A 20229-nucleotide genomic window follows, 5' to 3' on the forward strand; every position below is an offset into this window, starting at 1 on the left:
CAATCAAATAATTGTCATGGATACATCCAGTATGCCGCGCTCGCGCTACAAGACCCTCGTTGACGCCTACGCCGCGGACATTCGCGCGGGGCGTCTGGCGCCGGGAACCCGACTGCCGACTCACCGGGAACTGGCGGCCAGTGCTGGGCTGGCATTGGTCACCGCGTCGCGGGTGTACGCCGAACTTGAGGCGATGGGGCTGGTCAGCGGCGAAACCGGGCGCGGGACGTTTGTGCGCGAAACCTCGTTGGCGCCGGGGCAGGGCATCGACCAGAAAGACGTGGCGGTCGGCATGATCGATCTGAATTTCAATTACCCGTCGCTGCCCGGTCAGGCCGACCTGTTACGCACGGCGCTACGCCAGTTGGCACTGTCGGGCGATCTGGAAGCCTTGCTGCGTTACCAACCCCACGCCGGGCGCCAGCATGAGCGCGCCTCGATTGCGCAGCATTTGCAGGCTCGCGGAGTGCAGGTCGATGCCGGGCAAGTGCTGATCGTCAACGGAGCCCAGCAAGGGTTGGCGGTGACGCTGATGGCCTTGCTCAAACCCGGGGATGTGATTGCGGCGGATGCGCTGACGTATTCCGGCTTCAAGGTGCTGGCCGAAGCGCTGCATCTGGAGGTGGTGGCGATCCCGCCCGGTGATCACGGGCCGGATCTGGCAGCGCTGGAAAAACTGTGCCGCAGCCGTTCGGTGCGTGCGATTTACAGCATGCCGACGCTGCACAATCCATTGGGTTGGGTGACGCCGATCGAACAGCGCGAGCAATTGGTCGCGCTTGTCCGCCGCCATGATCTGACGCTCATCGAAGACGCGGCCTACGCCTTTCTGGTGGAAAACCCACCGCGTACCCTGATTGATTTGGCGCCGGAGCGCACGGTGTATGTCTCGGGCCTGTCGAAGAACATTGCGACTGGCCTGCGCGTCGGGTTCATTGCCGCACCGCTGCACGCGGTGCCGGCGCTGGAGCGGATCATCCGCGCCACCACCTGGAACACCCCCGGCGTGATGACCGCGATGGCTTGCGGCTGGCTCGACGATGGCACCGTGACCCTGCTGGAACAACAAAAACGCGACGACGCCAAGGCTCGGCAAATGCTCGCCGCCGAGTTGCTGCAAGGGCTGACTTGCATCGGTCATCCATCCTCCTATTTCCTGTGGCTGCCGCTGCCGGAGGACGTGCGCGCCGATCAGATTGTCGTGGAGTTGATGCGCGAGCAGATTTCGGTGACCACCGCCGAGCCGTTCGCGGTGTCAGCGCATGTGCCGCATGCGATTCGGCTCGCGTTGGGGTCGGTGCCGATGGATGTCCTGCGTCAGGCATTGATTACCGTCAGCAAGGTCATCGGCGCTTATCTGTAAAAAACACCTGCTGTGAAAAAACCTGTGGCGAGGGAGCTTGCTCCCGCTGGGTGCGAAGCGCCCCCTACGATGAGCCTGCTGCACAGGCCAGCGGGACCAAGCCCCCTCGCCACAAAGTGATAGCCTTGCCTCATTTGCATCACACCGTTCTGGAACGCCCGATGAAAAACACCGCTGCATTGCTTCTTGTCTTGACCGCCACCGCCGTTTTGTTCAGCTCGACCACCCACGCCGCAGGCGATCCCGCCGCCGGCGAAAAGATCTTTCCGCGGCTGTGCGGCGGCTGCCATCAGGTCGGCCCGGATGCGCGACCGGGGTTCGGCCCGCAACTCAACGGCATCATTGGCCGACCCGCCGGGACCTCGGCCAATTACGTGTATTCCGACGCAATGAAAAACTCCGGCAAGACCTGGGATCGCGACACGCTGACCGCGTATCTGAAAGATCCAAAGGGCGTGGTGCCGGGCACGCGGATGATTTTCTGGGGTCTGAGTGACGAAGAGAAGATCGATAATTTGTTGGCGTATCTGCAGCAATTCGCCAACTAAAGAATTTTCTCGGCCTGCCCGGCGAACCACTGCGTGACCACCGCGCACGCCGGGTTTGATGCCGCTGCCGGCTGCAGGCACAACGCGTAAATTCCGCCCGTCTTCAGCGGTGGTCCGAAAGGCACCACCAGCACCCCACGCTCGATGGACTCAGCCGCGAGCGTCATGTCGGTCACCGCCACGCCGAGGCCTCGTGCCGCCGCATCCAGTGCCAGCTCATCGAGGTTGAACGGAATGTGCCGGTAACTTTCCAGCGGCTTGCCGCCGTTGGCCGTCAGCCATTCAATCCAGGCCTGGCGATCGGCAGAGCGATGCAGCAAGGCGAACCCCAGCAAGTCTTCGACCGAGCGCGGCGCGTTCGCCAGATTGGGCGAACAGACGGGCACCAGCGTTTCCTCGAACAGCGTCAGGCAATCCGCGTCATTGTTTGGCTGCGGCAAGTAAAGAATGTAGGCGTCGCTGTCACTGGCCGGTTCCACAACCTCGGTGGCGACGGTTTCGATCGCCAGCGAGACCTCGGGGTGGCGGAGATAGAAGTCACTGAGTTTGGGCAGCAGCCAGCGCACCGCCAGTGACACATGCATACGAATGCGGAACGGGCGTTGCTGCGGGACCAGGCGGTCCTCAAGGGTTTTCAGTTGATCGAGGATGCTGATGGCGCTGGCCAGTACCTGTTCACCTTCCGGGGTCAGGCGCAGGCTGCGGCTGGTCCTGATGAACAGCGCGACATTGAAGTGACTTTCCAGTTGCTGGATCTGCCGGCTCACCGCGCTTTGGGTCAGGCACAGCTGTTGCGCGGCCTGGGTGAAGCTGGCGCAACGGGCGACTTCTACCAGCGTCTGCATGGCCTGCAGGGAGGGCACGTGGCGGATTTTATCCATGCGTTTTCCGAATGGCTCGATGATTTTATAACGTTGGTTGGGCAGGCCGAGACCTTATAGATTTTAGCTCTGGCGGCGAACCTTGTGCTTTTTCCATGCGATTCACGCATGAGCAAAGGTGAAAGGCAAGCCGTGCAACGACAGTCGAATGAGGTCAGCAATGGAAAACGTATGTGGCTGGATCGCCCAGGCCGGCAGCTCGCCGCAGCGCGGTCGCCTGAGCGGTGCGCAGAAAGCCGATTGGCTAGTGATCGGCGCTGGCATCACCGGCCTCAGCGCCGCGCACAACCTGGCACAGATGCACCCGCAGGCACGCATTGTTGTGGTTGACCGCCAGCGTGCGGCGCAGGGCGCTTCGGCGCGCAACTCTGGGTTTGTCGTGGCCCACGAACATCCGGCCGACAGTGAATTGATCGGGGCGCCAGGCTTTGCCGGGTTCGAAATCGACACGGCGATTTCCCGTGCCGCCAGCGATGCGGTGCGCCAGGCCATCGCGCAACATGCCATCGACTGCGACTTTCGCGACAACGGTTATTTCTTCGCTGTCAGCGACGCCGCCAAGCTCAGCCATGTCGACGCCAAACTGGCGACCTTGCGCGCCCTCGGTGCCCGCGCAGAATTCCTCCAGAGCGATGCGCTGGCGCAGAAACTCGGCACTCGGCACTACGCGGCGGGGATCTGGTGCGGCAACGGCAATGCGCTGTTGCAACCGGGCAAATACGTGAAGGGTCTGCTCAATGCGCTGCCGGGCAATATCAGCGTTTACGAGCACGCCGACATCAGTGGTCTGGAGCGCATCAGCCACGGCCGGCTGCGGGCCAACGCCGTGGGTGGCAGCGTCGAAGCCAAGCGGGTGCTGGTGTGTCTGAACGCATTCATTCCCCGGGTCGGCATTCATGACAGTGGCACTTTCCCGATGGAACTCAGCGCCAGTCTCACCCGGCCGCTCAGCGATCAGGAATTTCAGGCGATCGGCGCCGTCGAGCCGTGGGGCGTGCTCTCGACCCGGCCGCTGGGCGCCACGGTGCGGCTGACCCCGGACCGGCGGGTGATGATCCGCAACACCGCCGAATACCGTACGCGCGATTTGTCAGAAAGCGAACGGGTGCAGCGCCGCGAACATCATGTGCGCGGTCTGCAACGACGCTTTCCGTTTCTCGGCGCGCAAGACATCCAGTACACCTGGACCGGTCATTTGAGCGCGACTCGCAGCGGTCAGGCGTTTTTTCAGAAGGTGGAAGAGGGCGTGTTTGCCGTCGCCGGTTGCAACGGTTCCGGGGTGGCGCGCGGCACGCTGTGGGGACGCTTGTTGGCGGAACTGGCGTCGGGCGTCGATTCACCGTTGCTGCAATCGGTGATGCAACGCGCCGAACCCGGTTGGTTGCCACCGCGACCTTTTTTCGACATCGGTGCCATGCTGCGCATGCGCGTGGAGGCAGTCCGGGCCAGAACAGAAATCTGAAGTTTCGCCTACCGCACAACAACAAAAGCCACTCAATACAGGTGACAGACCATGCGCATCCACCCACTTTCCCTGGCAGTCCTGCTCGCGGCCAGCACGGCCGCTTGTGCCGACGAAACCGTGAACATCTCCAACTGGAACAGCTACATCGCCCCGGACACTCTGGCCAATTTCACCCAGGCCACCGGGATCAAGACCACCTACGACATTCACGACAGCAACGAAGTGCTGGAATCGAAGTTGATGACCGGCAACACCGGTTATGACGTGGTCAGTCCGTCGAACCATTTTCTGTCGCGACTGATCAAGGCTGGAGCGATTCAGAAACTTGACCGCTCGCAGCTGCCGAACTGGAAAAACCTCGACCCGGTGCTGCTGCAAAAACTTGAAGTGAACGATCCCGGCAACCAATACGGCTACCCCTACATGTGGGGTACCGCCGGCATCGGTTACAACGTTGAGAAGATCAAAGCGATTTTCGGCAACACCGATATCACCCAGTCATGGGACTTTTTCTTCAACGAAGAAAACATCAAGAAGCTCAGTCAGTGCGGTGTGGCGTTTATCGACAACCCGACCCAGGTGCTGCCGATCACGCTCAACTACCTGCACTTGCCAGCACACAGTCATGAACCGGCGGATTACAAACAAGCCGAACAGCAATTGCTGAAGATTCGCCCGTACATTCAGTACTTCCATGCTTCGAAGTACATCAGCGACCTCGCTAACGGCAATGTCTGCGCGGTGATCGGCTTCAATGGTGACATCGTTCAGGCCGCCGCCAGCGCCAGGGACGCGAAGAACGGCATCAATATCGCCTATTCGATTCCTAAAGAAGGCACGACCCTGTGGTTCGACATGGTGGTCATGCCCAAAAGCGCGCCGCACGAAAAGAACGGCTACGCCTACATGAACTACCTGCTTGACCCCAAAGTGGTGGCCAACATCAGCAACAGCATTCACTACGCCAATCCCAATGCGGCAGCGGAGCAGTACCTCAACGCGGACGTGAAACAGGATCCGGCGATCTACCCGCCCAAGGATGTGATGCAACGGCTGTTCACCGTGGAAGAGCTGCCGGCAGCGATTGCGCGGTTGTCGACGCGGTTGTGGACCAGGTTGAAGACCAATACCTGATCCTGCGCGGGAGCAATTGGCGATCAGGCGATTTGATTACGGCCCGCCGCTTTCGCCTGATACAGCTGCTGATCGGCACGTTTGATCGGCATCGTGTGGCTGTTGTCCGCCGGATCGGCCAGAGCGACGCCAATGCTCACGGTGACTTGTCCGATGTTGGGGAAGTGCGCCTGGGCCACGGCGGCACGGATTTTCTCAGCGACCACCTCTGGCGTATCAGGCTGGGCAACTTCCGGCAGCAGCACGGCAAATTCCTCGCCGCCGTAACGGGCGACGAAATCGGTGGCACGCACGCTGACCTGAATGAGTTGCGCCAACTGTAGCAGCACGTCGTCGCCGATTGCGTGGCCGTAGGTGTCGTTGACGCGTTTGAAGTGATCGGCGTCGATCAGCAGCAGCGCAAACGGTCGCCCGGTGCGGCGGAACAGCAGACTGTATTCGCTGAGTTTCTCGTCGAAACGGCGGCGGTTATAGACGCCGGTCAGGGCATCGTGGGTCGCCAGGTTCAACAGTTCGGCATTGGCCTGCATCAAGGCGGCGGTGCGCTGGGCGACGGTGGCTTCCAGCGAGGCGTTGGCTTCCTGCAGTTCGCGCTCCTTGGCCAGCAGCGACCGGGTCATGGCGTCGATCGACTGCCCAAGCTGGGCGATTTCCCGCACCGGGTGCTGCAGCGGAAAGTGTACGCCGGGCTGCTGGTTCTGCACCTGTTTGGCCGAGTGCGCGAGTTGCTCGATCGGCCGGCTCAGGTACTGCGCCAGGTAATACGCCACCAGCCCGAACGCCACGGCGGCGGCTACCCCCAGCAGCAACAATTTATAGAGCAGCAGGCGCGCTGGCTCCAGAGCGGTGTCCAGTGGCTGGCGCACGGCAATCGACCAGGACAGCGCGGTACTCGAAGGCGTCGGTACGGTGACCATGCTGGTCAGGTAACCGTTGCCGACCGACCAGCCCGGCAACTTCGGATCATTCACCGCCAGTTGCTGGCCCATCAGGGCTTCCGGGTACAGCACCTTGCCGTCGTGATCGATGATCAGCGCTTCGATATCCGGCGATGCATTTTTATGCGAGAACGCTGCCGACTCGACAATGCGCGTGACCCAGTTCCAGTGCGCGTGCGCCCCCAGCACGCCAATCACCTGACCGTCGGCGTTGCGGATCGGCGCGGCGAAGTCGATGAAACGCAGCGGTTCGCCGTTGGGTGTTCGCGGTAGCAGTTTGGCCAGCAACACCGCTTCGTGCGGATCACCGGTGTACTCACCGCGCAGGCCAGCCTGGAACCATGGCCGCTGCTGCACCGATTGCCCGACCAGCAGATCATTGACCGCTTGATGCACATTGCCATCGGCATCGGTCACGCCCATCCAGGCATACTCGGCACGGGCCTGGGTGCGCAGTTGCATCGATTTGAGAATCGCCGGGTTGTCGAGATCGCCGCGTTCCAGATGCGGCGCACGGCTGAGCAGGTAGACCTCCAGCTGGCGCTCGCGCAACTGGTCACCGAGCAACGTCGCCGCCGAACGCGCGGTATTGAGCAGGGCATTGCCGCTGGCCTGTTTCATCTGTTCGGTGGCGATATGCCCGACATAGAAGCCGACGCTCACCAGGGTCAGCAGGGACAAACCGGCGAACCAGAGGGTCAGGTGGCTTCGCAGACTGGCTTTGAGCATGGGCAGGCAAATTCTGTTTGGAAGTTGTGGCCGCATGGTATGCGCATTAAGCGTCGGGCTGCCAGTCGGTCGCTTCGGTTAAGCATCGTCGGAAGTTTCCCCGGATGCTCTATAGGGCAAGATCCTTTCTGACGCTGATTGTTGAAAAGAACCACGCCTGCAAACGATGAAATGAAAAAGCCCGGCTGATCAGGCCGGGCTTTCTTTGACTGCTTCAAAACCGTTGTTTCATGCGTTGCGGCTTTCGATCAGACGATCCGAGCCACCTTCGGCCACGCGGCGTTCTTGCAAACGATCCGAGCCACCTTCGGCCACGCGGCGTTCTTGCAAACGATCCGAGCCACCTTCAGCCACGCGACGTTCTTGCAAACGATCCGAGCCACCTTCGGCAACGCGACGTTCCAGCAGACGATCCGAGCCACCTTCAGCCACGCGGCGTTCTTGCAAACGATCCGAGCCACCTTCGGCCAAACGGCTTTCAATCAACTTGTCCGAGCCGCCTTCAGCGACCAAGGTGTGAACGGGTGTTGCTGCAAAAGCGTTAACTGCGAGAACCGAGAAAGCGATGCCGAGGATGGTTTGGCGTTTCATGATCGTGTGCTCCGGGGTGTATTGGGTTGGTATGGAGCCGATGTTACGCCGCGGATTTTTTATGAGAACTTCATTGACGTGATGGTGACTATCGACGCCAGCGATGTGTGCCGCAACGGCTGATCTAGAGCTTCTGTGCCCGAATGCACAGCTCTCCGGTGGCGCGGATCAGGGCCAGATCATGCAGTGCGTCGTGGGCCATGCCCTGCCGCGCCTTGGCCAGCCAGACCGGGCAATTCGGGTCGCGGCGATGCGGCGCGAAGTCGGCGTACTGGCGCAGCAGGCGGGTTTGCAACTCGTCCAGGCGTGGGCGAATCTGCTTCGCCAGATCCGGTCGCGGGGTGTCCGGCGCCACACCGGCCGCTTGCCATTGCGCGAGCAATCCGTACTGCACCAGTTTGTTCGCCTCCATTTGCGCGGCGATCAACTGGGCTACGTCTTCGGGGTCGAGCTGGTGTTCGGTCGCCAGGGTGCGGGCATTGGCGATGACCTGGGCTTCGCGTGGGCTGTCCTGAATCGGCTTGCCGCTGTCCCATTTGGTCAGCGCCACCAGGTCGCCGATATTCAGGCGTTCGTTCAAGGTTGTCAGCAACGAACGCAACGATTGGGCGGGGGCAGGGGCCTCGGCCGCGCCGGCAATGTGACTGAAAACCACCAGCAGGGAACAGGTCAGGGCATTTCGCAAAGGGGTCATGGGCAGGCGCGTTCCACGGAAAATAGTGCCGACATTTAAGCCTTGAGCGGAGGTGATGTCGACCGACTTTAACCCGCCCATCTAGCGTAATATCCCTCGCATCTCCCACCCCGAGACCGATCCTCAATGCAAACCCCCGCCATCAGCAAACCCCTCTGGCAAACCTACCTGCTGTTCCTCGCGCCGATGGTGCTGTCCAACTTCCTGCAATCGATGTCGGGCACGGTCAACAGCATTTACATTGGGCAGATGCTCGGTACGCAAGCGCTGGCGGCGGTGTCGGGGATGTTTCCGGTGATCTTTTTCTTTATCGCGCTGGTGATCGGCCTGGGCGCGGGCGCCGGGGTGTTGATCGGCCAGGCGTGGGGCGCGCGCGAGGCACATACGGTCAAGGCGATCGCCGGGGCAACGCTGTTGCTGGGGGTGTTGATCGGTTTGCTGGCGGCGGTACTCGGCAGCGTGTTTGCGCGTCAGGCATTGCAAGGGTTAGGAACGCCGGCGGATGTACTGGACGACGCAGTGGCGTATGCGCATGTGATGATGTGGATTCTGCCGTCGATGCTGGTGTTTGTGCTGTTCACGCAATTGCTGCGCGGGGTCAGCGACACCGTGTCGCCACTGTTGGCGCTGATCGTGTCGACCTCGGTCGGGCTGGCGCTGACCCCGGCGCTGATCCGTGGCTGGTTCGGTTTGCCCCAGCTGGGCATTCAGAGTGCCGCTTTCGCCGGGCTTGCCGGTAACCTGTCGGCGATGGCGTGGCTGGCCTGGCGGCTGATTCGCAAGCGCCATCCGCTGGCGCCGGATCGTGAGTTTTTCGCGGCGCTGCGGCTGGACGGCGCAATTCTCGGCAAGGTGTTGCGCATCGGCCTGCCGACCGGAGTGCAGATGATCGTGTTGTCGCTGTCGGAGCTGGTGATCCTGGCGCTGGTCAACCAGCACGGTTCGCAGGCGACGGCGGCCTATGGCGCGGTGACGCAGATCGTCAACTACGTGCAGTTTCCGGCGCTGTCGATTGCCATCACCGCCTCGATCCTCGGCGCCCAGGCTATTGGTGCCGGGCAACTGCAGCGTCTGGGAGCAATCCTGCGCACCGGGCTGTTGATCAACGTGTGCCTGACCGGCGGTTTGATCGTGCTCGGCTACCTGTTGTCGCACTGGCTGCTGGGGTTGTTCCTGACCGAAGACTCGACCCGGGCGATGGCTGAGCACTTGCTGCACATCATGTTGTGGAGCCTGTTGGTGTTCGGCTTTCAGGCGATCATCGGCGGCATCATGCGCGCCAGCGGTACGGTGCTGGTGCCGGTCATTATTGCGATTGTCTGCGTGGTCGGCGTGCAGTTGCCGGCGGCTTACTGGCTGGATGGTCAGTATGGTTTGCAGGGTGTGTGGATGGCGTTTCCGGTGGCGTATCTGGGCATGCTGGTATTGCAGACGCTGTATTACAAGCTGGTCTGGCAGCATCAGAAGATCGAGCGACTGGTCTGAGACTGAGCCACACCGGCAGACAAATGACATGGCGCAACCGTGGGTTGTTTGCTTAAGTCAATCGAGGCCTAGAAGGTTTGCCCTGTCCGGAGAATCCCATGCGTGCCCGATTCACCGCTGTGGCAGTGTTTACCAGCCTGTTCGTCATGACCTGCACGCATGCCGCTGAATACAACCGCGTCAACACTACCGCCAGCAAGATCAGCTTCATTTACAAGCAATTTGGCAATCAGGTTTATGGCACCTTCGGCAAATTCGACGCGACGCTGCGGTTCGACAGCGACAACCTCGCCAGCGCCCACACCACGTTGCACATCGACCTCAACAGCATCGACGCCGGCAGCGAGGACGCCAACACCGAGCTGGTGAAGCCGGCGTGGTTCGATACCCAGCGCTTTCCAGTGGCGGTATTTGAATCCAGCCGTTTCAGCCGGGTGACGGACGATCACTATCTGATCGCCGGACGTCTGACCCTCAAGGGCATCACCCGCGAAGTGCAGGTGCCGGTCGAGCTGAAACCGGACAGCGCGATCGGCATTTTCGACGGCGAACTGGTCCTCAAGCGTGACCAGTTCGGGCTCGGTGCGGAGGAGTGGGCGGACACCGTGGTGTCCAACGACATCGCGATCAAGTTCAAGGTGGTGGCGCCACAGCAGTGACGCCACCGCTGGCGATCAATACGCGCGCCAGTGCCCCGGCACCCAGCGCCATTCGTTGCCGCCCCAGCGGTAATGCCCGGCGACCCAGTGATAGCCCGGCGCAGGCATCACCGGTACGACTTCCACCGGCGGCGGTGGCCGGTGCGGCCGGGCGGGGGCGACGACGCAACCGGACAGGGTGATGGCCACCAGTGCGGCGGCGAGCAAGGCTTTAACGGTTCTGGACATGAGCTGTTCCTGATAGATGAGATGTGCAGGGATCCGGCCAATCAGCGCACCCAGCGCCCTTCAACCCAGAACCAGTTCGGCCCGCGTGCCTGCCAGTGGCCGGGCCGCCAGTGGGCGCCGTGACGCACCGGTTGCCAGTGCCCAGGCATCCACACATAACCGCGTCCTTCCCAGCGCCAGTGTCCCTGGTCCCAGACATAACCGGGACGCGGCCCGGGCATCACTTCCATGCGCATCGGCGGCGGGGCTTGCTGAACAATCACCACCTGCTGGGCAAACACCGGCGCACTGGCCAATGCGGCCAGTGTCATCGGCACCAGCAGCAGGGTCTTGCGCCATTTGAACAGTGAACGCAACACGCTCATGACAGCTCCTCAAGGCCTGCGTAAAAAAGAGAACGCAGTTGAAGAATTGGACGCCAGATCGGCAAAAGATCCGCTGTGCAGCAGATGAAATTTTCTCCACTTTCCTGTAGGAGCTGCCGCAGGCTGCGATCTTTTGATCTTGCTTCTAAAAAGCCAAAAGATCGCAGCCTGCGGCAGCTCCTACACAGAGCAGGTGGCGGGACGGGGTATGATGTCGCGGTTTTCTGCCGGAGTTCAGCTGTCATGCCACGCATCACCCACTACAAAACCCCATGCCCCGAAAGCGTCAACAGCCAGATTCTGCAACTGGTGGTCGATTACCTGACCGACATCAGCGCGGTCGGTCTCGGCCCGAGCAATCTGCTGTACAACGTCTATCAGTATGCGGTCGGTTATGAGGTGCATCTGTATCTGGAAGCGCTGAACGGCGAGAAGGGCACCGAGGTGGAATTGCTGGTGGCGACGGCCGAGGACGACCCGGAGCAGGTCACCGGTTTCCTGTTGTACCTGCCGGTGCAAGGCGATTGGGAGGCCTGCAGCGTCGCCTATATGGCGGTACGCGAAGGGCATCGGCGACAGGGTGTGGCGCGGGCGATGATCGGCGAGATGGTCAGCCGTTATCCGCATGCCGAACTGACCTGCAGTGTCGGCAAGGTGCCGTACTTCGAGGCGCTGGGCTTCGAAGTGATCGGCGCGCGCGAAACCCAGGTGCTGATGAGCACCCGGCATTACCGCAGCAACGGCCTGCGCGGCTTTATCGACACCACGCCGATCTATCGCTCGCTGGAAGTGCAGCAGATCCACACCTACCTGCTGCAAAAAAATGGCAAGCGCGCGATGCTCGATGCCGAGAAACAGCGCGACCGGCACCTGGATCAAACAACCCGGCACGTCGAAGAGTTTGTCCGTCAGCGCCTGACGCTGCACTGATCCCGGTGCAAAAAACAGACAAAAAAAGAGCCTCAAGGCTCTTTGATGGGGAGAAGTAGAGCCCACGAGGCTCAAGCTGCGCATGAAACAAGGAACGGGCTTGATTTGGGGTTCAGAACACCCGTTCCCTACGCAGTCGCTCAGGAGTGAAGCGCCTGCGTACCTTCATCATGGGAACGCGCAGGGGCTGACTCAAGTACCGCTAGTCGCACGGGCGGCGGCCCGTTCCACCATCGCGATGATGGTGGCGAACAATTCGTCCTTTGCTTGCTCGGCACTGATTTCAGCGCTGGCGGCGGCATTCGACAACGCCTCGGCGGCACCGAGCATGGCGCGCAAACCGGCTTGGGTGATTTCACCGCCAGCCGCCAGCGGTTGCAGCACGCTGCGGCACTTTTCGAGGAAGATCACTTCGTAATCGCGCTTGATTTTCTCCAGTTCCGGCGTGCTGCCCAACGCTGCAATCACCCCCGGAATCTCATTGCCCTGCAACAGCACACAATCCACGTACGCGGTGGCGATCACCGTCGCGGTATCGATCAGTGTCGGTGGGCAATTATCGATGGCCGCGTCCATCACTGCGGTCTGGCGCGTATCGAAATCCCGGTAAAGCGCCGCGAGCAGGCCCGAGCGGGTGGTGAAGTGGTCGTAGACCACCGGTTTGGTCACCCCGGCCTTCTCCGCCAGATAACCCAAAGTCAGCGCATCGGTGCCCTCGGCGCGAATGATCTGCCAGGCAACATCGAGCAACTGGCGATTGCGATCTTCGCGCGACAGACGACGGCGCGGTTGGGCAGGGGAATCGGCTTCGGTCATTTCAGTGGTTGACATCGTTAATATACCAAACGTAACTTACTGTTCGTAACTTACCAAGAGTACATAGCCCTTGGTCAGCGCAAACTTACAGGAGAATTCCCATGCATGCATTGATTGTTGTGGCGCATCACGAGCCGCGTTCGCTGACCCACAGCGTGGCGACGCAGATTGCCCAAGGCTTGACCCGGGCCGATTCGGCCAACACCCATGAGATCGCCGATCTGTACGCGGAGGGGTTTCAGCCGGTGTTCGGCGCGGCGGATTTCGCCGTGCATCACCGTGAAGCGCAGCCACCTGCCGACGTGCTGGCGGAACAGGCACGGATTGATCGAGCCGACGCGCTGGTGCTGGTGTTCCCGGTGTACTGGTGGTCGATGCCGGCATTGCTCAAGGGCTGGATCGACCGGGTGTTCAGCAATGGCTGGGCGTTTGATTTCGCTGGCGACCTCAAGCATGTGAAGAAGCTGCAGCGCCTGCGCGTGCATCTGGTCGGCCTCGCCGGCGCGGATGAGCGCGCCTACGAGCGTCACGGTTATGGGCCGGCGATGAAGGCGCAGATCGAGCACGGGATTTTCGATTACTGCGGGGCGACGGTGGTCAGTTCGACGCTGATGGTGGAATCGGAAGTGCGTGATCCACAGGAACATCTGCAGACGGCACAGCACATCGGCGCCCAGATGTTCACCTGAGTCGCACCCCTGTAGGAGCTGCCGAAGGCTGCGATCTGTTGATTTTTGAAAGCAAGATCAAAAGATCGCAGCGTGCCGCAGCCCCTACAGGTCAGCGGGCGCCGGGCCAGCCGGACTTGGCGAGGGCGGCGAGCAGCGTTTCTGAATCCAGCCCCGGCACCGCATGCCCGTTGCCCTCGGTGCTCTCGCTGGCGAGCAGGGCATTGATGATCGCTTCTTCCACCGCTTCGGTGGCGGCGAGGAACAGCTCACTGATGTGGTCGTTGTTGACCATGCGCAAGCTGTCGCAGGTCGGCGCGCCTTTGCCTTCGTAGGCGGCGGGCGGGATGTGTTGGTTGCCGGTGGCGAACGCGATGAAGATGTCGCCGCTGTGGTCTTCGTTACCACCGCCGCTGCGCGCCAGACCGAGGCTGGCGCGCTGTGCCAGGCGCGTGCATTGATGCGGCAGCAGTGGCGCATCGGTGGCAAGGCAGACCACGATCGAACCCATGCCCGGATGCGGCAGCGCAGCACGCAGGAACGGCGAATTGACCTGCTCCATGTAGCGACCCACCGGATAACCGTCGACCCGCAACTCGCTGCGAATGCCGTGGTTGGCCTGGACAATTGCACCCACCGTCCAGCCGCCCTGAGCGCTGCTCAAACGGCGTGACGCGCTGCCGATTCCGCCCTTGAATTCATGGCAGATCATGCCGCTGCCGCCACCTACCGCGCCTTCTTCAACGGCGCCGTCATGCGCGGCACTCAGCGCTTCGGCAACATGCTCGGGCTTGACGTGAAAACCGTTGATGTCGTTGAGCAGACCATCGAAGGTTTCCAGTACCACCGGCATGTTCCAGTAGAGGCGCCCGTCGTCCGGTTGCTGTTGGCGATCCAGCGCAATCAACGCATCGCGCACCACGCCGAGGCTGTGGGTATTGGTGAAGGCGATGGGACTGGTCAGCAGCCCGGCTTCACGAATCCACTCAAGGCCGGTGGCGTCGCCATTGCCGTTGAGCACGTGCACCCCGGCGAAACACGGTTGCTGATTGGTCGAGCCACGGCGCGGTTCGATCACGGTCACGCCGGTGCAGATATCGCGCCCGGCCGCGCTGCGGCCACGCACGTTACTGTGGCCGACGCGCACGCCGGGGACGTCGGTGATGGCGTTGAGCGGGCCGGGTTGCAGCTGGCCGATGCGGATGTTGAGGTCACGGGCACGGGGTTTCATGGTTTGTCTCTCTATAAGCAAGGCAGAAATGAATGAGCGGGGCTGAACACAAAACCCTGTGGGAGCGTGGCTTGCCCGCGAATGCGGTGTGTCATTCAAAGGAGATGTTGACTGACCCGACGCATTCGCGAGCAAGCTCGCTCCCACAGGGAAATGTGTTGGGCTTACTGGCCGTTCTTGACCTTGCTCCACACCCGCGTGCGCACCCGCTCGATGGCTTTGGGCAGCGGTTCAAGGGTGTACAAGGTCGCCATCGCCGCCGCGGACGGATACACCGCCGGGTTATTCCGCGTGGCCGCAGCCACCAGCGGCGTCGCGGCGCGGTTGCCATTGGGGTACGACAGGTGATCACTGACCGGCGCGATCACTTCCGGGCGCAGCAGGTAGTCGATGAACGCCAGACCCTGAGTGCGGTTCGGCGCATCCTTGAGCAGCACCAGCGTGTCGAACCACACTGGCGCGCCTTCCTTGGGCAGGCTGTAGGCGATTTTCACGCCATTGTTGGCTTGCTCGGCATTGGTTTTGGCTTCGAGCATCGCCCCGGACCAACCGACCGCCACGCAGATGTTGCCGTTGGACAGGTCACTGATGAATTTCGACGAGTTGAAGTAGGCAATGTGCGGGCGCAGTTTGAGCAGCAACGCTTCGGCTTTCTGATAGTCCTCGGGATTGGTGCTGTTGGGCGGTAGCCCGAGGTAGTGCAAGGCCACCGGGAGCATTTCCGACGGCGAGTCGAGCATCGCTACCCCGCACTGGCCGAGCTTGGCGAGGTTCTCTTCCTTGAACACCAGATCCCACGAATCCAGCGGCGCCTTGTCGCCGAGCGCGGCACGCACCTTGTCGACGTTGTAGCCGATGCCGTTGGTGCCCCACAGATACGGCACGGCGTATTGATTGCCGGGGTCGTTGTGGGCCAGTTTGCTCAGCAGGTCGTTGTCCAGATTGTTCCAGCCCGGCAATTGATCGCGGGGCAGCGGGGCGAGGGCGCCGGCCTTGATCAGCGTCGGCAGGCTGTAGTTGCTCGCCACCACCACGTCGTAACCGCTGCGGCTGGTCAGCAATTTACCTTCGAGCACCTCGGCGCTGTCGAAGGTGTCGTAAACCGGCTGAATGCCGCTGTCGCGCTTGAAGTCGGCCAGGGTGGTGGGGCCGATGTAGTCGTACCAGTTGTAGACGTGCACGCTCGGCGCATCCGCGGCACTGGCGGCGAATGTGACGGCAAAACAGGCGAGCAGGCCAAGGTTGATGCCCCGGTTGATATAGCCACGACGACAACGCATGATGCGGCACTCCTGGCCTGCGGCAGGCCGGTGATTGACAGGAGTGCTCAGCCTATCGGGGCGGGCACGCCTGACCCATTCCCATCATGGGTTACTCAAAAGGGGTAGAGCGTGGACGCGTTGTTGCAGGAGTTGCCGGTGCATCAGAGTCTGGCGCGAGTGTTCGCCGCCGTCGGCCAGGACGCTTTCTGGCGCGCGCTGGTGGACACGCTGCGGCTGCTGGTGCCGCTGGACAACGCGCTGGTGGCACTGATGAAGGCGGGGCAGGCACCGCGATTGCTGATCGACTTCGACAGCAAGGGCCGCGCCGATGAGCAGGAGGAACTGGCCAGCTACAGCGCCGGCATGTACCTGCTCGATCCGTTCTACCAGACCGCCTCGACCGGCATTGCCGACGGCTTGCACAGCCTGGCCTCGGTGGCGCCGGACCAGTTCCTGCACAGCGAGTATTACCAGAGCTATTTTCGTTCGGTGGTCGGTGAGGACGAATTGCAGTTCATGATCAACGTCGAGGGCGGCGTACTGGGCCTGTCACTCGGGCGCGCGTCGGCTTTCGATCTGGCCGAGCAGGGTCGTCTGCTGTGCGCGCGCGACTGGGTGCTGGCAGCGATGCGTCGCCATGTGCAGCTGTTGCCGCCGCAAGGCGCTGGCACCGAGCCGGTGGCGGGGGATCTGGCGACGCTGCTTGATCGCTTCAATGCGCGCCTGACTACCCGTGAAGTCGACACCGCGCGCCTGATCCTGCAGGGCTTCTCTAGCAAGGCCATCGCCCAGCAGATGGGCATCTCGCCGGAGACGGTGAAGGTGCATCGGCGCAATCTTTATCACAAGCTCAATGTGAACGGGCATGGCGAGTTGTTCGCGCTGGTGTTGCGTCCACCCGCCTCCTGATCCACCAAACACCTGTGGGAGCTGGCTTGCCAGCGATGAGGGCGGCACAGCTGACATCCTCGTGACCTGAAACACCGCCATCGCTGGCAAGCCAGCTCCCACAGGATCAGCGGTGTTGATGGGATGTCAGGTCAGTCGACGCGTTTGAACACCAACGCCTTCAAACCACTTTCAGGATCAACATCCACAAACTCCGGCGGATTCTCCAGCCGTTGCTCAAAGCGCAGACTCGGCGCCTCTTGCGTCACGCCATCAATCAGAAAGTCCGAACCAAACGACGGATCATTCATGCACGCCAGCACCGTGCCGTCCGCCGTGAGCAATTCCGGCAAACGGCGCAGCACGCGCTGGTAGTCCTTGGTCAGCAGAAAACTGCCTTTCTGGAACGACGGCGGGTCGATGATCACCAGGTCGTACGGGCCGCTGTTGATCACCTTGCCCCAGGATTTGAACAGGTCGTGGCCAAGGAAGCTCACCTTGCTCAGGTCATGCCCATTCAGGCGGTGATTGTCGCGACCACGGCTCAGGGCCGCGCGGGACATGTCGAGGTTGACCACATGGCTGGCACCGCCTTCGATCGCCGCCACGGAAAACCCGCAGGTGTAGGCGAACAGGTTCAGCACGCGTTTGCCCGCCGCTTGTTCACGCACCCAGTTGCGCCCGTAACGCATGTCGAGAAACAGCCCGGCGTTCTGTTTGCGGCCCAGATCGACGCGGTACTGCAAGCCGCCCTCGACGATGCTCATCTCGTCGATTTCGTTGCCCAGCAACCATTCGGCGGTGCTTTGTGGCAAATACCGATGTTGCAGCAGCAAGGTGTGTGCGCCGCACTGTTGCCATTCGGCTGAGGTGCTGAGGTCGAGCAGCAATTGCTTGAGCGCTTCGAGTTGCTCCGGCAGCGGCTCCTTGAACAGCGAGACCAGCACCACGCCTTGCAGCCAGTCCACCGTCAACTGTTCCAGCCCTGGCCAGCAACGTCCGCGGCCATGGAACAGGCGACGGGTTTCGCTCGGTGCCGCGGCGAGTGCCGGCAACAGATAGGCTCGGAGTGTGGCGAGGGCTTCAGGGTTCATCAGTCACGGTCGGCAAGCAAAAGGGCCGGCATTTTAACCACAAAAACCGTCTGACGAACGCCCGTCGGCGCAGGCTGATCAGGACTGTTAAGAAAAGACCTGTATCAAAAATGAATTTATGCAGGGCGCGCTGCTCATACCAGATAAGCAGCGGATTCAAGCCGCTAAGTCGTTAATGCAATTCAGGGAGTGCCAGTTCATGAGTCCAACACCGACACCGAGCGCGCTCCTTCCTGGCGGGTTGATTCTGGTGGTTGAGGACGACCCGTTGATTCTGGAGTTTCTCTGCGAAATTCTTCAGGAGGAAGGTTTCAAGGTCGAGCCGCAAACCAGTGCGGATGCAGCCAAGCTGTATCTGGAAAAGCATGCGTCGGATGTCGCGTTGCTGCTGACCGATATCACCATGCCCGGTGAAATCAACGGGGCAGGGCTTGCCAACCTGGTCGGCGAGCGCTGGCCGGACAAACCGGTGATGGTCATGTCCGGTTATGAAACCCCGGAGACTTCCGGGGTCAAGCACCCGGTGGCGTTCATCAAGAAGCCCTGGGCCATCGGCCAGTTGCTCGACTGTGTCGACAGCGCGTTCAAGTCCAAGGCCGCGCGTCTGCACTGAGCCATTCGGGACGAATGGCCGGGCAAAAATGCTACATTGCCCGGCCAATCCGCCCAGTTCTGTCAAAGGATGCGACCTTTTGTCTGCTCACGATAACGTCTTCGACCGCGCGTTCGGCGCGTTCCTGTTCGACATGGACGGCACCGTCCTCAATTCCATCGCCGCTGCCGAGCGGGTCTGGGCCGCGTGGGCCGAGCGCCACGGGGTTGATGTCGAGAGCTTCCTGCCGACCATTCACGGTGCTCGCGCCATCGACACCATCCGCCGCCTGAACCTGCCGGGGGTAGACGCCGAGGCGCAAGCGGCGTTTATCGCGCAGGCGGAAATCGACGACGTGGAAGGGATCGTGCAGATTCCCGGGGCGGCGGCGTTTCTCGATGCCTTGCCAAAGGTGCGCTGGGCGATGGTGACTTCGGCACCACGGGATCTGGCGTTGCGGCGGATGGCGGCGGCGGGAATTGCCGAGCCTGCAGTGATGATCACGGCTGAGGATGTGACCGCTGGCAAGCCTGATCCGGCGGGTTACCGTCTGGCGGCGAAACGCCTCGGGCTTGAGCCTGCCGATTGTCTGATCTTTGAAGACGCCACTGTCGGTATCCAGGCCGCTGAAGCTGCCGGAGCAGCGCTGATGATCATCACCACCACCCACCAGCATCCGCTCGAAACCCGCCACGCGACTACCGACAGCTATGAGTCGCTAAGCGTCACCGTCGATAGCCAAAACCAACTGCGCCTGCAAAAAACCTGAACCAACACCGTCCCTGTAGGAGCTGCCGCAGGCTGCGATCTTTTGATTTTATTTTTCAAGATCAAAAGATCGTCCGATCGCGGCCCGAACCTTCGGCAGCTCCTACAGGGGTTAGTAGATGCCAGGCAGAAGCCGCCAGCTACGTGCGCAATAAGCCTCGTACTCCGCACCAAACTGCCCGCGCAGCAGCGCCTCTTCCGAGTGAATACGCGCGACCAGCGGGATCAACGTCAGCGCCGCCAGCATCAACCCGACGCTGGAACGAAACGCCAGCGCCCAGCCCACGGCATTGACCACCAGCCCCAGATAACTCGGATTGCGCAGGCGCGTGTAGATGCCGTCGGTGACCAGTCGATGCCCCGGCTGAATCGCCACCAAACCGCTGAACCGCCGGCCCAGCACAAACACCGGCCACAGCCGCAACGCGCCACCGACGATAAACAGCAACGCGCCGAGCCAGCGCACGCCTTCGCCGCCGAAAGTCCAGAAGTCGATGCGGTCGCAGTACGCCGGGAGAAAACCGCTGAGCAGACCAATCACCGCGAACGCCGGTATTACCCAGCGATTGGCCCGATCCTCGCGCTCGCCCGAACTCATGTTCACGTCGGTGAACAGCGACGCCAGCACCATCAGCACCGTGGCCAGCGCCACCAGCACCAGCGCCCCATGCGAAAAGAACACCGCCGGCCCGCCAATGCCCCACACCGCCAGCCCCAGATAGGCAAGGGTGGCCAGCACCGCGACCACGGTCATTTGCGCAGACATTTTCATGGGCACCTCACGGCACATTGCTGATCTGCTCAGTGTAGATCCGCGGCCACCTCCCTGTAGGAGCTGCCGCAGGCTGCGATCTTTTGACAAAGGGCGGGGCCGAACCGAAATCGGGAATCCCCCCCAGA

22 protein-coding genes are annotated in these 20229 nt (G+C 61.7%); 11 read left to right on the plus strand and 11 right to left on the minus strand.

The window, feature by feature from the left end:
• The first annotated feature begins 31 nt into the window (after nucleotides 1–31).
• Nucleotides 32–1363, plus strand: a complete 1332-nt coding sequence (locus tag PMI25_RS24930) for an aminotransferase-like domain-containing protein (protein WP_007962182.1) — start codon at nucleotides 32–34, stop codon at nucleotides 1361–1363.
• Between the two features lie 161 nt (nucleotides 1364–1524).
• Nucleotides 1525–1911, plus strand: coding sequence for a c-type cytochrome (locus tag PMI25_RS24935; RefSeq protein WP_007962183.1), 387 nt, complete (start codon nucleotides 1525–1527; stop codon nucleotides 1909–1911).
• Here the strand turns inward: PMI25_RS24935 and PMI25_RS24940 are convergent.
• Nucleotides 1908–2792: a LysR substrate-binding domain-containing protein gene (locus PMI25_RS24940; RefSeq protein ID WP_024164495.1), complete on the minus strand. Its 885-nt coding sequence runs from the start codon at nucleotides 2790–2792 to the stop codon at nucleotides 1908–1910. The two genes, PMI25_RS24935 and PMI25_RS24940, sit on opposite strands and share 4 nt — an antisense overlap.
• Before the next feature lie 160 nt (nucleotides 2793–2952).
• Between PMI25_RS24940 and PMI25_RS24945 the strand changes: the two genes are divergently transcribed.
• Both PMI25_RS24945 and PMI25_RS24950 read left to right on the plus strand, forming a co-directional pair.
• Complete coding sequence (locus PMI25_RS24945) at nucleotides 2953–4254, plus strand: NAD(P)/FAD-dependent oxidoreductase (RefSeq protein ID WP_007969698.1); 1302 nt, start codon at nucleotides 2953–2955, stop codon at nucleotides 4252–4254.
• 51 nt (nucleotides 4255–4305) lie between these two features.
• Complete coding sequence (locus PMI25_RS24950) at nucleotides 4306–5391, plus strand: polyamine ABC transporter substrate-binding protein (RefSeq protein WP_007969700.1); 1086 nt, start codon at nucleotides 4306–4308, stop codon at nucleotides 5389–5391.
• A gap of 23 nt (nucleotides 5392–5414) precedes the next feature.
• Here PMI25_RS24950 and PMI25_RS24955 read toward each other — a convergent pair whose 3' ends face one another.
• From PMI25_RS24955 to PMI25_RS24965, 3 genes are all read right to left on the minus strand, one after another.
• Entirely contained in the window at nucleotides 5415–7058 is a 1644-nt protein-coding gene (locus PMI25_RS24955; RefSeq protein ID WP_007969701.1) for a sensor domain-containing diguanylate cyclase, read from the minus strand.
• A 228-nt stretch (nucleotides 7059–7286) separates the two neighbouring features.
• A complete protein-coding gene (locus PMI25_RS24960) occupies nucleotides 7287–7649 on the minus strand; it encodes a hypothetical protein (protein WP_024164496.1) in 363 nt (120 codons plus the stop codon).
• 124 nt (nucleotides 7650–7773) lie between these two features.
• Nucleotides 7774–8343, minus strand: coding sequence for a chorismate mutase (locus PMI25_RS24965; RefSeq protein WP_007965932.1), 570 nt, complete (start codon nucleotides 8341–8343; stop codon nucleotides 7774–7776).
• Between the two features lie 126 nt (nucleotides 8344–8469).
• Between PMI25_RS24965 and PMI25_RS24970 the strand changes: the two genes are divergently transcribed.
• The gene (locus tag PMI25_RS24970; RefSeq protein WP_007965933.1) at nucleotides 8470–9828 is read left to right on the plus strand and encodes an MATE family efflux transporter; all 1359 of its coding nucleotides are present in this window, start codon (nucleotides 8470–8472) and stop codon (nucleotides 9826–9828) included.
• Nucleotides 9829–9926: 98 nt separating this feature from the next.
• Entirely contained in the window at nucleotides 9927–10487 is a 561-nt protein-coding gene (locus PMI25_RS24975; protein WP_007965934.1) for a YceI family protein, read from the plus strand.
• Between the two features lie 15 nt (nucleotides 10488–10502).
• Here PMI25_RS24975 and PMI25_RS24980 read toward each other — a convergent pair whose 3' ends face one another.
• On the minus strand, nucleotides 10503–10715 hold the full coding sequence (locus PMI25_RS24980; protein ID WP_007965935.1) for a YXWGXW repeat-containing protein: 213 nt from the start codon (nucleotides 10713–10715) through the stop codon (nucleotides 10503–10505).
• A 41-nt stretch (nucleotides 10716–10756) separates the two neighbouring features.
• A complete protein-coding gene (locus PMI25_RS24985; RefSeq protein WP_007965936.1) occupies nucleotides 10757–11080 on the minus strand; it encodes a YXWGXW repeat-containing protein in 324 nt (107 codons plus the stop codon).
• A gap of 243 nt (nucleotides 11081–11323) precedes the next feature.
• On the opposite strand from PMI25_RS24985, the gene PMI25_RS24990 reads away from it, so the two are divergent.
• Nucleotides 11324–12010 (plus strand): GNAT family N-acetyltransferase, encoded by a 687-nt coding sequence (locus PMI25_RS24990; RefSeq protein WP_007965937.1) that lies wholly within the window; start codon nucleotides 11324–11326, stop codon nucleotides 12008–12010.
• Between the two features lie 192 nt (nucleotides 12011–12202).
• Here the strand turns inward: PMI25_RS24990 and PMI25_RS24995 are convergent, their stop codons facing one another.
• Entirely contained in the window at nucleotides 12203–12841 is a 639-nt protein-coding gene (locus PMI25_RS24995) for a TetR/AcrR family transcriptional regulator (protein WP_045122185.1), read from the minus strand.
• A gap of 86 nt (nucleotides 12842–12927) precedes the next feature.
• Between PMI25_RS24995 and PMI25_RS25000 the strand changes: the two genes are divergently transcribed.
• A complete protein-coding gene (locus tag PMI25_RS25000) occupies nucleotides 12928–13515 on the plus strand; it encodes an NAD(P)H-dependent oxidoreductase (RefSeq protein ID WP_007965939.1) in 588 nt (195 codons plus the stop codon).
• A 91-nt stretch (nucleotides 13516–13606) separates the two neighbouring features.
• Here PMI25_RS25000 and PMI25_RS25005 read toward each other — a convergent pair whose 3' ends face one another.
• Together PMI25_RS25005 and PMI25_RS25010 are read right to left on the minus strand one after the other, a co-directional pair.
• Nucleotides 13607–14725 carry a DmpA family aminopeptidase gene (locus PMI25_RS25005; protein ID WP_007965940.1) on the minus strand — a complete coding sequence of 373 codons (1119 nt, stop codon included), beginning with the start codon at nucleotides 14723–14725 and terminating at the stop codon, nucleotides 13607–13609.
• A 164-nt stretch (nucleotides 14726–14889) separates the two neighbouring features.
• A complete protein-coding gene (locus PMI25_RS25010) occupies nucleotides 14890–16005 on the minus strand; it encodes an extracellular solute-binding protein (protein ID WP_007965942.1) in 1116 nt (371 codons plus the stop codon).
• 111 nt (nucleotides 16006–16116) lie between these two features.
• On the opposite strand from PMI25_RS25010, the gene PMI25_RS25015 reads away from it, so the two are divergent.
• Nucleotides 16117–16896, plus strand: coding sequence for a helix-turn-helix transcriptional regulator (locus PMI25_RS25015; RefSeq protein ID WP_007965944.1), 780 nt, complete (start codon nucleotides 16117–16119; stop codon nucleotides 16894–16896).
• Between the two features lie 131 nt (nucleotides 16897–17027).
• Here PMI25_RS25015 and PMI25_RS25020 read toward each other — a convergent pair whose 3' ends face one another.
• Complete coding sequence (locus tag PMI25_RS25020) at nucleotides 17028–17969, minus strand: class I SAM-dependent methyltransferase (RefSeq protein WP_007965946.1); 942 nt, start codon at nucleotides 17967–17969, stop codon at nucleotides 17028–17030.
• Between the two features lie 199 nt (nucleotides 17970–18168).
• Between PMI25_RS25020 and PMI25_RS25025 the strand changes: the two genes are divergently transcribed.
• Nucleotides 18169–18582 carry a response regulator gene (locus tag PMI25_RS25025; RefSeq protein WP_007965948.1) on the plus strand — a complete coding sequence of 138 codons (414 nt, stop codon included), beginning with the start codon at nucleotides 18169–18171 and terminating at the stop codon, nucleotides 18580–18582.
• Between the two features lie 79 nt (nucleotides 18583–18661).
• A complete protein-coding gene (locus PMI25_RS25030) occupies nucleotides 18662–19330 on the plus strand; it encodes an HAD-IA family hydrolase (RefSeq protein WP_007965950.1) in 669 nt (222 codons plus the stop codon).
• 111 nt (nucleotides 19331–19441) lie between these two features.
• On the opposite strand, the gene PMI25_RS25035 is transcribed toward PMI25_RS25030, so the two are convergent.
• Nucleotides 19442–20101, minus strand: coding sequence for a methyltransferase family protein (locus PMI25_RS25035; protein ID WP_007968989.1), 660 nt, complete (start codon nucleotides 20099–20101; stop codon nucleotides 19442–19444).
• Nucleotides 20102–20229 lie beyond the last annotated feature (128 nt).

The organism is Pseudomonas sp. GM30, assembly GCF_000282275.2.
GTDB lineage: Bacteria > Pseudomonadota > Gammaproteobacteria > Pseudomonadales > Pseudomonadaceae > Aquipseudomonas.